The sequence below is a fragment of the Telluria sp. AZSoR62 genome (assembly GCF_058111565.1).
Map to the genome: position 1 here is coordinate 1 of NZ_JBYTST010000021.1, position 12897 is coordinate 12897.

Annotated in this window: 12 protein-coding genes; 7 read left to right on the forward strand and 5 right to left on the reverse strand. The window is 59.9% G+C overall.

All coding sequences use genetic code 11. The annotated features are described in order from the left end of the window. Window positions 1-469: 469 nt before the first annotated feature. Entirely contained in the window at window positions 470-730 is a 261-nt protein-coding gene (locus tag AC3XQU_RS22085) for a hypothetical protein (protein ID WP_489876312.1), read from the reverse strand. A 394-nt stretch (window positions 731-1124) separates the two neighbouring features. Between AC3XQU_RS22085 and AC3XQU_RS22090 the strand changes: the two genes are divergently transcribed. From AC3XQU_RS22090 to AC3XQU_RS22110, 5 genes are all read left to right on the forward strand, one after another. Further along, window positions 1125-1808, forward strand: a complete 684-nt coding sequence (locus tag AC3XQU_RS22090; protein WP_489876313.1) for a DUF5677 domain-containing protein — start codon at window positions 1125-1127, stop codon at window positions 1806-1808. A 230-nt stretch (window positions 1809-2038) separates the two neighbouring features. Continuing rightward, entirely contained in the window at window positions 2039-2662 is a 624-nt protein-coding gene (locus tag AC3XQU_RS22095) for a hypothetical protein (RefSeq protein WP_489876314.1), read from the forward strand. Between the two features lie 111 nt (window positions 2663-2773). After that, the gene (locus AC3XQU_RS22100) at window positions 2774-3274 is read left to right on the forward strand and encodes a hypothetical protein (protein ID WP_489876315.1); all 501 of its coding nucleotides are present in this window, start codon (window positions 2774-2776) and stop codon (window positions 3272-3274) included. A 1232-nt stretch (window positions 3275-4506) separates the two neighbouring features. Next, entirely contained in the window at window positions 4507-5751 is a 1245-nt protein-coding gene (locus AC3XQU_RS22105) for a sensor histidine kinase (protein WP_489876316.1), read from the forward strand. A 98-nt stretch (window positions 5752-5849) separates the two neighbouring features. After that, window positions 5850-6203 (forward strand): hypothetical protein, encoded by a 354-nt coding sequence (locus AC3XQU_RS22110; protein ID WP_489876317.1) that lies wholly within the window; start codon window positions 5850-5852, stop codon window positions 6201-6203. Window positions 6204-6317: 114 nt separating this feature from the next. Here AC3XQU_RS22110 and AC3XQU_RS22115 read toward each other — a convergent pair whose 3' ends face one another. The 4 genes from AC3XQU_RS22115 to AC3XQU_RS22130 all read right to left on the reverse strand — a co-directional run bounded on the left by AC3XQU_RS22115 (window position 6318) and on the right by AC3XQU_RS22130 (window position 11484). Beyond that, window positions 6318-8294: a putative bifunctional diguanylate cyclase/phosphodiesterase gene (locus tag AC3XQU_RS22115; RefSeq protein WP_489876318.1), complete on the reverse strand. Its 1977-nt coding sequence runs from the start codon at window positions 8292-8294 to the stop codon at window positions 6318-6320. 333 nt (window positions 8295-8627) lie between these two features. Next, a complete protein-coding gene (locus tag AC3XQU_RS22120) occupies window positions 8628-9146 on the reverse strand; it encodes a nuclear transport factor 2 family protein (RefSeq protein ID WP_489876319.1) in 519 nt (172 codons plus the stop codon). Between the two features lie 44 nt (window positions 9147-9190). Continuing rightward, window positions 9191-10654 (reverse strand): aldehyde dehydrogenase family protein, encoded by a 1464-nt coding sequence (locus AC3XQU_RS22125; protein ID WP_489876320.1) that lies wholly within the window; start codon window positions 10652-10654, stop codon window positions 9191-9193. A gap of 380 nt (window positions 10655-11034) precedes the next feature. Then, window positions 11035-11484, reverse strand: a complete 450-nt coding sequence (locus tag AC3XQU_RS22130) for a LysR substrate-binding domain-containing protein (protein ID WP_489876321.1) — start codon at window positions 11482-11484, stop codon at window positions 11035-11037. Here AC3XQU_RS22130 and AC3XQU_RS22135 point away from each other — a divergent pair. Both AC3XQU_RS22135 and AC3XQU_RS22140 read left to right on the forward strand, forming a co-directional pair. After that, on the forward strand, window positions 11468-12202 hold the full coding sequence (locus tag AC3XQU_RS22135) for an SDR family oxidoreductase (protein ID WP_489876322.1): 735 nt from the start codon (window positions 11468-11470) through the stop codon (window positions 12200-12202). The genes AC3XQU_RS22130 and AC3XQU_RS22135 overlap by 17 nt on opposite strands. Further along, window positions 12199-12576 (forward strand): antibiotic biosynthesis monooxygenase family protein, encoded by a 378-nt coding sequence (locus AC3XQU_RS22140; RefSeq protein WP_489876323.1) that lies wholly within the window; start codon window positions 12199-12201, stop codon window positions 12574-12576. The genes AC3XQU_RS22135 and AC3XQU_RS22140 overlap by 4 nt, the downstream gene beginning before the upstream one ends. Window positions 12577-12897 lie beyond the last annotated feature (321 nt).

A 12897-nucleotide genomic window follows, 5' to 3' on the forward strand; every position in this document is an offset into this window, starting at 1 on the left:
TTTGACGCCCTCCTCCGCAAACGCAGCAACCATGCGGGCTTCAGGTGAGCCAGTTTCACATGCTATAGATTATGCGATGTCAGGAACGTATGTGAGCCACATAACGTTGCATGAAAAACAATGCCGGATGATTAGCTCTCGGAAGTAAAACGCTCAGATCTTTGGAAGTAAATTTCTCAGATGCGTCAACCCGCATAGATCTGCCACATTTACTTCCATCGTAGGAGGCCTGTATGCCACGTATGGCCCTGCGCCGTTCCTGCCACGCATTATTCAACCGCCGATGGCGAAATCGTTGTCTGGGCCGACGAAGCAATTACGATCCTGAATTCATCGGCGGACACGACACTGAATTCGTTACCGCGGCACCACCAGCCAACGTATCGAGGACGGTCGATCAAAACTGGCGGCGGCGCATAGGGTCCAAAGCTTCTGGTGGACCACGTGGAGTTCCCATCGCCCCTTTGAATCAGTGCAATGCCGTGCACTGTCCCGTACTCGACAGCACCCGACTGAAAACCTGCAACGGAAAACAGCATCCCCTTTGTGCTCCGGTTGACATGATGTTCGCATGCAGCACCTGCACAGCCTGACGCTCCACTTTGCTCTGCTCGTGCTTACACTCGATCAGGACGAGAAAGCTGGCGCCCATCGCTGAAAACCAGCGACGCAGCATGAACGGCGTCAGCAGAGCCGCCGAGAACAGCCCTCTGACGGCGACGATGGCCAAGGGCTACACCTCGCCCCGGCGCTGTTGGCAATCTGCATCGGTACGAATCCATGCGACGCGGCCAGAGCCGTCATCAGGACTGCACGCAGTCAGCGCGGCGCCCTCGCCCTCACCGCTCAATCAAACTCGCTAGTTGCTCTAAAGGCAACAGGCGAGTACACTGAGCCGAGCTGCCCATTAGGTATCGGCCAGAACGGACGTAATCGAATGACGATCTAGGTAGGCACAAATGACAATACGCTGCAGAGAATCTCTCTGTTGCCCGGATCAATAGCCGGCATCAACCTGGAACAGCTATTGCCCATCACGGATTAGCTCTACTTATCAGCTTTTAGATGTTTGGGCACCAAGATGGCAATCAAATTTTTGTCGACACATTACTAAGAGTAGACGCATGGGGAATCCATTCGAACAACCAATCGGCACGAAACGAGCCCAACTGAAGAAGCTTATTGTGCATTCCCGAACTATTGCCAACCGGCTTTGGAGGAATGAGGACACAACTGGTCCACAGAAAATAGCGATTGGAATGTGGCTTAAAGCCGTTGAGAGCTGCGAAGCCACGGACGTATTAGGGAGCCGTCAGATGTACGGCGCTGCATGGGCAAATTTACGCGTTGCATATGAGTGTCTTTTTTACGCTGGCGCAATTCTCAAAAATCCTGAAAACGCAGAAAAGCTTGCTAACCACCACATGTTCCAAGTTGCAAAGCTTTTCAAAGATCAAATTAATGATAAGTCAAAGGTTAATAATCAAACTGTCGAGCAAAAAGCAGAAATAGCTCATTACGAAAAATACATAAAGGCTCATTCCAATTGGCCAGCTGCCGAGGCCGCTAAAGCTGCAGACATGTTTGAGCAATATTCTGATATCTTTCGTACGATTTCCCAACTTGGCGCACATGCTAACATCTCAAGTTTAGATCAGCACCTTACTGAGACAAAGGATCGTCTTATGATACGCGGAGGAAGGCCGAAAGACCGAGATTCTCAAATTGATATAGCCATACTGTGCCTAACATTGGGCCTTGAACGTCTCGAGGCTTTAACGATTCCAACCAGCGATAAAGAATCTTGAAAGCACTGCTGAGTAAATATGTCGGAATCTACTTGCTGAGTACTTTCGCACATGAGTTCGAATGCAGTTCAAAGCCAATGCTTAGGAGTACATACGTGCGTTTTTCAAAAATTATATGTTGAATAGCGTTTCGGTGTTCAGCGACAATATGTAAGTTCCACGTAAAACTACGATTCGTTCCACTACAATGTTGTCAAGAAGCATCGGAACTGAAAAATTTCGGACACGTAATGGCGAAAACAGGAAGCTATAGAACTCCAGCTGATAACGTTTCAGCCGGACCTGATATCGTGGCGATTCCCTCATCCGCGTCAGGTCAGGCGAGTTTACGCGCGCAGCTTGCTTTTGCTTTATCACTGGACGGCAAGCTTTCGACACTTCAAGAACATGCTACCCCGCTGGAACGCTCAATCGTAAGCACCGCAGATAGTGTGTACTCGTTTTTCCATACTAATGGCTATATTGTGACTCGCAAAGACTGGGATTCGAAAAAAGTAGATAAGAAGCTCTCTCGATATTTAGGATGGGTCTACGCGTTCTATGCAGTGGGTGATGAGCCGCTTTACGTCGGGGAAACTGGTCGGACTTTCATAGATCGCTTCCGCGAACACGAAAAAAAGCAAAAGAAAGAAGAAAATGAATGGTGGCCTGAATGGCATCGGGTCAAAGTGCTCCCTTGCCCGAATAAGACTGTCCGCAAGGTCTTCGAGTCCCTGATTGGCGTTTCGGGAGGGTACTACGCCAATATTCAACAGCCTAAAGCGGGGGATAACATTTTCGACGAAATCATCCTTTCGCTCGTGCATCTTGGGAATAATCATGAACGGCTGCCGATCTATCCCAAGATTAATTGAACATTGGTTTCTGGCGCGCTGAAGGAATGGTGCCTACGCCAGACAGCCGTTACTTGCTGACATGGCCTGCCCCATCTACACTGGTCAAGCCCTTAACACCATAGCCCTCCCATGGACGATATCAACCGCCCTTACTCACCTGACTCTGACACCGCCGACTTCCTGTACAAGAACTACTTGCTGCTGAGGATGGCGCCCCCGTCGATCTCAAAGTGGGCCCGGCAGCTCGCCCTAGAGAGCATTGCCTCTTGTAAAAGCTCGTGGCGCGTCATTGGGATTAGCGAACAGGCACTGCGCGACATCGCAGCAGCAGGCAAAAGGACAGATCAGCAGCGTGGACACTGGTACCCCAGGGAGGCCCGCTACGGCAAACTTTTCGGGGAAAAGGAGCTGGACCGCGACGCGTTCATCAAGTTCTTTTTCGAGCACGACACCACCGTGATCGTGACCAAGGCACAGAACAATAAGGACGGCGACCACAGCACTTGGGGCCGGATTATTCCGGTCGAGGAGGACCTCTTTCCGCTCAGCGGCTATGTCTTCGGCGTGCGCAAGAAAACGGAAGTTCCGTGGGCCCGGCAACGGGTCGCTGAGCTCGATGCTGGCACTTAATAAGCCGCCCGGGCGGGGTGTTGACGATATCCTGCCTTTCCGACTCGCGGCATAACGGTGCCGGCCTTCTCGCGAAAAATGTGCGCAATGCCAGAATGCGCCGGCGCCAACCACCTGAAGAAGACTATGATGAAACCGAGCACCGCAGTTGCCAAGCACTCATCGCCGAAGACGCCGATCGCTAAGGAAGCAGCCAAGCGCGTTCAAAGCACCACACCAGCCAGTAATGGTGGCCAGCAGGCGCCATGGCTGCGACGCCTGCAGAGCAAAGCAGACAAACAGAGGCAATAAAGTTGGCGGTGCCTCGACTGCCGGCGTCGCCGGCCCAGGTATCCTTCCGGCTGCCCCGGACTACACCTCGAATCGCATGTATAGTGAAATACTTACAAGATTGATCTGCCCAGGGTATTCATCGAGGTGGAATGAAATTGTAGGGCGATTTTGTATTGATCCAAGTGTCAGCGGCATCTCCGATTCGCTTGACTTCGGCGTGTAGAGAGGTAAGGTCGAGTTCGAATTTCGATTGATCTCTTTTTTCTGAAATAAAGACCATTTCACTCAGGAGGAGCACGCGTCGAACGCGCTTCTCCCCTACTCGCAAATACTTATAGGCGGCGCGGTCCGGCAAAACCGATTCGAGAATCGACTGATTGTTAGTGCCAATTCATCCATCCACCCGCTCGTCGAAATGCTCGACGTTGTCTCGAGCGTCCCTCGGAATTACGTCTGATTCTGCTGCTACGCCTAGCAACCGTCGCAGCGTATCCCTGCGGGCGGACTTCACATCACCCCTCCCAATTGGATCAAGGAACTTGGACATCATTGCCGCGTGGGAAAGAAAGGCTGTCAGGGCGAACCAAACAAGACGGGTTTGACGAGAACGATCATTACCAAGTAGCTCTCCAAGATGGAGATATTCCATATGCGCACACATGCTGTGCATACGGATTTCATCCATATACCAAGTGATTTCGAAGTCGTTTAGTTGAATGGGCATAAGCGGTTTAAGATAGATCAGTTTGCTAGTCACCTTGTAGCGACCAGGGCTTCTAAGGGGACAGAGCACGGCTTCCCCAATTCGCTAAAAACCTTCGGCGGAAACGTCCTATAAGAGGTTATCTGCCATTCAAACCAGGCAACATAGCCTGTGTAGGAAGTGTTGTCCAAATGGAGATCTGCCCCTCATCCTTGCATGAGACGCTAGACCTGCGGTGTCCTATTACGCGGTCTTCTTGCGAATATTTTTTTGCTTCGGTTGCTTTGCAGCCGCCGTTCCAAGCTATTACACAGCGGCCGGCGCCATCGCGCGCGACGCCGACGGTGCGCTCACGGTGCGCATGACGCCCGCGCTGGCCGCCCTGCGCGCCGAAACTCCCGCCTTGTGGTTTGTCGCCGAGGACGATGCCGGACGACGGGTGCGCTTCGGCCAGGTGCCCGCCCAATACACCGGGTTCACGGGCGCCCTGCGCAATCTCTCCTACGGACATGTGCGCGACCGCTTTCCTCCCCATTCCCTGAGCGCCGTCATCCGGCGCGAAGATTCGCCCCTGGGGCCGCTGACCATCATGGGACATGGCAGGCTTACCACGCTGAGCTTCACGGTCCTGCTGGCCTCGAGCGTGGCCGCCCTGCCGGTCTTCGTGCTGATGGCACTGGTATCGCTCGTGGTGACGCCCTGGATCGTCAAACGTTCGCTGGCCGGCGTCGCGCGCATTGCCGGCGAAGCCGGGTGCATCGGCGCCGGGCGGCGCGGCATGCGGCTCAGCGAAGAGCAGGTCCCGGCCGAGATCGCGCCGCTGGTGCGGGCGGTGAACAATGGACTCGGTCGCCTCGACGAAAGCTACGAAAGGCAGCGTCGTTTCATCGCTTCGGCTGCCCACGAGTTGCGCACGCCGATTGCCATCCTGCGCGTCAAGGTCGATGCCGCGCAGGAAGCATCGACGCGCAGGCTGGGCAGCGACATCGAGCGCCTTGCCAACCTGGCCGAGCAGATGCTCGATCTCCAGCGTCTGGATTCGGACTGGCACGACAAGGAGTTCGACCTGGCAGCGCTGGTGCGCCGCGTGGCGGGCGATCTGGCGCCGCTCTTGATTGCCGCGGGCCGCTCGATCGAGGTTGCGGTCGACCAGCCGCGGCCGGTCCGCGGCGATGCCAGTGCGATCGAAAGGGTGGTCACCAACCTCGTGCAGAATGCCTTCGACCATGGCGGGCGCCACGTGAGCATTCGCGTCCAGGGGAGCACGGTCGAAGTCGAGGACGATGGGCCGGGCATTCCGCCCGACGAGCGCGAGCGCGTGTTCGAAGCCTTCCACCGCTTGCGGCCGCGTTCGACCGGAAGCGGTCTTGGCCTGCACCTGGTGCAGCAGGTGGTCGAACGACACGACGGCCAGGTATCGATTCTAGGCGCGCCCGGCGGCGGCGCCATCGCGCGGGTGGAGTTTCCACCGATTCACCCTGCCCCGCCGGCCGCTCCATGATCCCGCAATGCTGGCCTGTTCTACTGTCTTGCAGGGCGATGTCCTTGCCCGCGGCCTCAGGGTCGTCAATTCGAAACCACCAAACAGGAGAACTAATCATGAGCCGACCTTACCTTACACTGTTGCGCCGCGCCGCGCTGGCGCTGGGCGTCGTCGTGCTGGGCGCCGGCCTCGGCGCCTGTGTCTCGCCCGACCAGCGGCGACAGGCGAACCTTTACCAGGACGGCGCGACCTGCGCCGAGTTTGGCGCGCGGCCCGGCACCTCGGCCTATACCGACTGCATGCTGACGCAACAAAACCGGCGCGACAACAAGCAGCGCCAGTCGCTCGAACAGACTGCCCTGACGACCCAGATCGCCAAGGACAGCCAGGAAATGAGCCGCAAGGTGCAATGTGACCGCGACGCGAAGAAGGACCGTGAGGCCGGACTGCGCCCACGCCGCTGCGACTAAGCCAACGCCGGCGCCGGCTCGATGCGGCGCCCGTCATGCAGTGTGCGCGACAGAAGCCGGTTTTGCGCCTGCAGTGACGCCGGCTTGCGCGCCATGGTCGAAGGCGCCGCGGCCCTAGCGATGGAAGCCTGGGCGCGCTGTGCAAGGATGGGCGGCGTTCCAGCCCGCTTTCCATCCCTGGAACGCTTCGATCGGGATCGGCTTGCCGATGAAATAGCCCTGGGCCATATCACAGCCCTGCTCCTGCAAACACTCCCATACTTCGGCACTTTCGACACCCTCGGCCACGACATGCTTGGCCAGGATGTGACCGAGCTCGATCGTCGAGCGGACGATGGCGGCCGAGTCCGCATTGTCCAGCATCGGCATGACGAACGACTGGTCGATCTTGATGACGTCGAAGGGAAAGCGCTGCAAGTAGCTCAGACTCGAGTAGCCGGTGCCGAAGTCGTCGAGCAGCAGTTTGACGCCAAAGGATTTCAGGCGCGTGAGCACGGCGAGGGCGACCTGCGGATCTTCGACCAGTGCGCTTTCGGTCAGTTCGAATTCCAGCGAAGTCGGGCAGATATCCCATCGCTGGAGTCTCTTTCCGATATCGCAGACAATCGATGAGCTCAGCAGGTCGTGTGACGACAGATTGATGGCGAGGGTCTCGCTGATTCCTTCCTTCTTCCACCTGTGTAGCCAGGAAAAACAGCTATCGAGCATCCATTTTGTGAGCTCGATGATGATTCCGCTTTGCTCGGCGAGCTTGATGAACTGTTCCGGAGGGATCATTCCCAGGGTCGGATGCTCCCAGCGGATGAGGGCTTCCGCACCGACGATCTCACGCGTCAACATATCCATTTTCGGCTGACAGTGGACCCGCAGTTCGTCGCGCTTGACCGCCAGGCGCAGGTCTCCCATCAGCGAGAGGCGCGAGATCTGCTCGGCGTTCTTGCTGCCTGCAAAGCGCGTGATGCGATCACCCAGGGAATGACCGTGGAACAAGGCAGCGTTCGCACGCCGGAACAGGATGTCCGCGTTGGCCGTGTCCTCGCACATGGTGGCGATCCCGGCGTGGGCGTGCGCGTCGACCGCGATGCCAGCCACTTCGACAGGTTCCCTGAGGTCCTGGATAAGCTGCCGGGTAAAGGCGAGCACATCGCCTTCCCAATCCGGTGGGAGGATGATGCTGAAGATGGCCTCGCCGACCCTGGCCAGTTCCAGGCTTGCCGGCAAGCGCGATTGAAGGCGCCGGACCGTTTCCAAAATCAACTGGTCTGCCACTTGCTGACCGAAGACGCTGAACACTTCGGCGAATTGCCCCACGTTGATGTGGATGAGGTGGACGGGGTGGAGACGGCGTCCGGGGCTTTCGAGATATTGCTTGAGCATTTGCATTTGCCGCGTGCGGTTGGCAAGCCCCGTCATCGGATCGAAGTACGCCAGCCGGTGAATCGTTTCTTCGGCGCGGCGATGTTGCTCGCGCAGGCGCAAGCCTGCAATGCCGAATGCCAGGTCGTCCGCCATCTCTCCAAGCAGGCACAGTTCGCCGCTATCGAATGCATCGGGCTCGCCCGCAGCCATCACCAGGGCGCCGAACAGGTGGGTATCACTGATCAGGGGGAAAGCGGTCAGCGATGCGTATCCGTCGGAAACGGCATGCTGTCGCAGCACGACAAACTGAGGCTCGGTATAAGCTGCATTGTTCAGGAGATCCCGCACGACGCAAGGCGTGCGACTCCGGATCGCCTTGCCTACCGCGGTCTGGCCTACGGGTCCATCGGCGTACGTAAAACCCTGGCGATTGAACCAGTCGATATCGAAGAGCGCAACTTTTCCTTCCTTCAGGCCGACCCAGCTTATCCATTGGATCGTCTTGGCCTTGTCGTCGACGGCAAGGGCGACACCGGCCCGCCGGTACCCTCCGATCTCGACGATTGCACCGCACATTTCCCTGATCAAGGTCGCTTCATCCTTGGACCTCAGCAGCGACCGGATGACGGCGCTACGGGTGCGCAAGGCGCGTGTCGTGCACTCGAACGATGTCAGCCCTTCCGCCTGCGGCTCCTCGGCAGTGGAAACGTCGGCTTGGTTCGACTGGTCCATATTTCCCTCCTGGACGGATACGCTTCTGACAATTGCGACGACAGGGGGAATGGCTCGCTGGCCAGGCAGCACGATGCCTGCCCCGGCAGACAGCACCCGGAGGGCAATGCATCGACGACGCACTGCCAGTGACAAGTATAGGAATGTTTTGAAAAAATTGTAATAAGAAAAAGACGGCGACTGCCGTATTGCCGGGTCGGGGAATCGGGTTTGCCAGGAAACGTGTCGCAGGACGGGTACGGGCGTTCCGGATGCGCGCAGCCCTACACGCATGCCGCTTCGGACGCGCTGCCGGCGCGGAGCACGCCGGCAGGCAATTGAGGGGCGCCAGGCTTAGTTGCCCGGCCCCACGTCGAACGCCGGCGCATCCGGGTCGGTCTTCACCGTCCAGCTGCCGCTTTGCCGGAAGGAAGCGGCCGATGCATACGTGTCCTCCATGAACTGGAAGTAAACAATCTTCCCGTTCTTCACTTTCGCGTGAATCGAAAATGGCGAGCTGAAGGATGTGCCGACGGCTACCGAACGGTAGGTGAAGGTCCCGAACACGGCAACGTTCTCGCCGGTACCGAAGATGTCGGTCACCTGGAAATCCTCGATCGTCCAATACTTGGCCACGCGCTCGAAGGTCGTGCTGAAACCTTCCGGACCTTTCGAGGTACCCGCCCATGGTTCGATCTGCCTGAGCTCCGGGTTCTCGAAGTTCAGCGAGACATAGGTCGCGTCCGGCGCTACCAGGCGCTTGGCCGCCGCATCGACCTTGTCGGGAGCGGTGTTTTCGAGAAAATCCTGGACGACGTCGATCGGCGCGCGTTGTCCGGCGTCCTGGGTGTTGGTCACGATGTGCTGGTTCATGTTCATTCCCTTCGTCGATGATCAAAAGACGCTGTCGCGCACGGTCAGGCGATGCCCGGTTGCATGACGATGTGCTTGTGTTCCAAAAAGTCGTCAAGCTGTGCCAGGCCACGCAATCGTCCCTGCCCGCTTTGCTTATAGCCACCTTCCTCGAACTCGTCGCGCATGACGGCCCAATCGTTGATCCAGATCGTTCCTGCCTCGATGGCGCGCGCCACGCGCGGGGGCCGGTCGATGTCGCGCGACCAGATGCTGGCCGCCAGGCCGTATTCGCTGTCGTTGGCCAGTTCGATCGCCTCGGCTTCCGTGTCGAACACCTGCATGGTGAGGACCGGGCCGAAGGTTTCCTCCTGGACGATCGCCATCTTCGGGTCGCTCACTTCGAGCAGCGCCGGCCGATAGAAGGCCCCGCGCGCCAGCGGACCATCGCGCACCGGCCCGCCGCGCACGATGCTGGTGGCCCCGGCGGCAAGGGCCTGTTCGACGATGCGGTCGATGCGCGCGACGCTGGCCTGGTCGATCAGCGGGCCCATCTCGCTCGCAGGATCGGACGCCGGGCCGACCCTGACCTGGGGCAACCGCTGTTTGAGCCGCTCGCGCAGCACGTGCGCGGCGCCGCGCTGGACCAGCAAACGGCTGCCGGTCATGCAAAACTGGCCGGCGAAGGTCGTCAGTGCTTTTTCGATGCGCGGCAAGGCGGCGTCGAGGTCGGCGTCGTCGAAGACGACGAAGGGCGTCTTACCGCCCAACTCGAGCCCGAATCGCTTGAGCCGGGCCGCCCCGGCCTGCGAAATGGCGCGGCCGGTCGCCGTGCTTCCCGTGAAGCTGATCGTCGGCACCTCGGGCGAGTCGACCAGGTAGGCGATCACCTCCTTGCTGCCGGTTACGATGTTCACCACGCCGAGCGGCAGTCCGGGGGTAGCGCCGATGACCTTGCCGACCAGTGCGTTGACCTGGGCGGTCTGGCCCGGCATTTGCACGACAGCCGTGCATCCGGCAGCCAGGGCCGGCGCGAGCGAGCGCACCATCAGCCCGACCGGCGAATTCCATGGAACGCTGATACCCGCCACGCCCACCGGCTCGCGCAGGACCATCGAGTAGCGCCCCGCAGACCATTCGGCGGCGCGTCCATGCTCGGTCGCGACCAGCGCTGCGCAATAACGCAGGCCAGGCGCCGCGAGCGACACTTCGAATGCGGCCTCGGCGGCGATCTTGCCGTTTTCCCGGCTCAGCAGCGCGGCCAGGTCGGCGGCGCGCGCCTCGAACTGGTCGGCCATCGCATGCAGCACGCGCACCCGCAATCCGCGGTCATGGCGCCATTGGCTGGCGTGGAAAGCACGCGCGGCGGCGGACACTGCCTCGCGCGCCTCGTAGCGCGCGCCGAAGGCGTAATGGCCGATCGTTTCTCCGGTCGCCGGATCGACGCTGTCGCGATGCTCGGCCGAGTCGCGCCAGGCGCCATCGATCCAGTGGCGCGCGAGGGGTAATGCGTGTTCGGATGTCGTCATAATGCCTCCCATTGACATGACTGCACGATGCGGTTGTTCTGCGACGGTCCGCCGAGACGATCAGGTCCGATCCGGCGCACCGCTTACGCAGGATTACCTTGCAAGGGCCGTGCCAGCTCGAGGAATTCAGTCGTGACGAGCCAGGAAGGCAAGCGGCGCAGTGCCGCTGCGTCGCACTCAGGGGGAATGGGAATGAATCGAGAAGTCGGATGCTGCGCGCCCCAGAAATATCGCGGCGCGCGATCGTTCACCATTTGCTCAATCGACGTGGGGGTAATTCGTTCGGTTTCATCAAATGGTGAGAACGGAGCCGTTCACCGCTGGGCAGCCGGCGCGCGGCAAACCACGCCGTCGCTGCCTGCCCGTGTGCATGCTGCCGCTTATCCGGGCGTATCGAACAGCCTGCTGTCGCTCAAGGCATCGAGAAACACGCGCGTCCTGGCAGCCAGGTAGCGGCGCGACGCCCAGACGGCAGTCACGTTCAGCGCGTCGGTGCGCCACCCCGGCAGCACATGCTGCAGTACACCCGTGTCGATATCCGACTGGAACAAGGCCCGGGGCAGCAAGGCGATGCCGGCGCCGCCGGCCGCGATCTGCCGCATGACGCGCAGACTGTTACAGGTACAGGCGTCCTTGCCCGCGATCACGGCCGTACGTTTTCCGTTCTTCATCTTCCACGACGAGCGGTCGATGCCCGACATCTCCTGCGTCTGGCGCACGAAGGCATGCAGGCCGGCCTGTTCAGGTTCGCGCAGCATGCCCATGCGCTCGATGTAGGCGGCGCTGGCGAATAGTTCGCGGTCCAGCGTTCCGATGGTCCGCGCGACCATCGTGAATGGCGACCTGACCGACAAGGCCTCGCTCGACCGTGCCCTGCGCGGCATGGATGCGGTGGTATCGAGCGCAATCGGTTATACGGGACGCCAGCCGGGCGACTCGCTCGCCACCGTCGACGACCAGGGCAACCGCAATCTGGCGCTCGCCTCCAGGCAGGCAGGCATCAAGCGCATGGTGTTTGTGAGCGTCCTGACGGCCGACACGGCCGACACGGTCGAACACTTCCATCAAAAATACCGGATCGAGCGCTATATGGCCGAGCTCGGATTGCCCTATGTCGCGTTGCGCCCAGGTGCATTCCTCGACCAGAACCTCGCCTGGTCGGCACAGACGATTGCCGCGGGCACGCTGCCGACCATCTTCGCACCGGGCACGCGCCTTTCCCTCGTCCTGTCCGCCGATGTGGCGCGCGCGGCGGCCCGCGCGCTGATACTGGACGATGTGGTCAACCAGAGCATCGACCTTGGCTTGGCTGAAGCCGTCACGATGGAGCAGATCGCCGCGGCGCTGGGCCGTACACTTGGGACGCAGGTCTCCACCGTTTCCGGTGCGGCGCCGCAGGCCATGCAGGACTTCGTCCAGTACGTCGACTCCGGACGGTATGTCGCCGACGTGAGCAAGCAGGCGCGCTACTTCGACGCGCCCCTGTCGCTCGCTGCGGCGCTGGCCGCCTGGGCTTCCTCCGGCAAGGCTGCCGAAGGGAGCGCATGATGCCGGGAATCCTGGAGATGGATCAGCAGGTCAGCTTCGGCCAGCAGATGGCGGCCGACGCCGGCCCGGTCGTGTTCATGAACCGCTTCACGGTGGCCCCGGCGGATGTCGATCAATTCCTCGCCGCCTGGCGACACGACGCCGCCATCATCAAGCAGCAAGCCGGATTGATGTCGATCCAACTGCACCGCGGGATCGCCGGCAGTACGGTATTCATGAACTATGCGATTTGGGAGTCGGTGCAGGCATACCGCGGTTTCGTGGCCAGCGGCGTGCTGGCGCGGCAAGGAGCCGGCCATGCCTACCCGGCCAGCTTGACGATGTCGCCGCATTTGTTCGAGAAGGTGGCGATCGACGGCATCTGCGTGGCCTGACGGCGGGCCCGAGCCTAATCGGCGAGCTCCGGCAATGAAGGGGCCCCCTGCCCTGCATGGCGCTCGTCCAGCTCCAAGCTGGCTGGGCGCTGCAGCCGTTGAGGTGTGACGCCGAAGGTCGCCTTGACCATTCTAATGAAATGCGATTGATCGATGAAGCCGGGCGATGGGGCCACCTGGGAGATCGCTTCGCCGCAGCCGACGTCCAGGCGGGCGCGCGAAGGCGACGCGCGCCCGAGTTTCTGCGCCACTCATGCTGGCGAATAGCGGAACCGCGCTGGCAGCCCTGCTTCGATATTTCCAACATTATTGAATATGAAA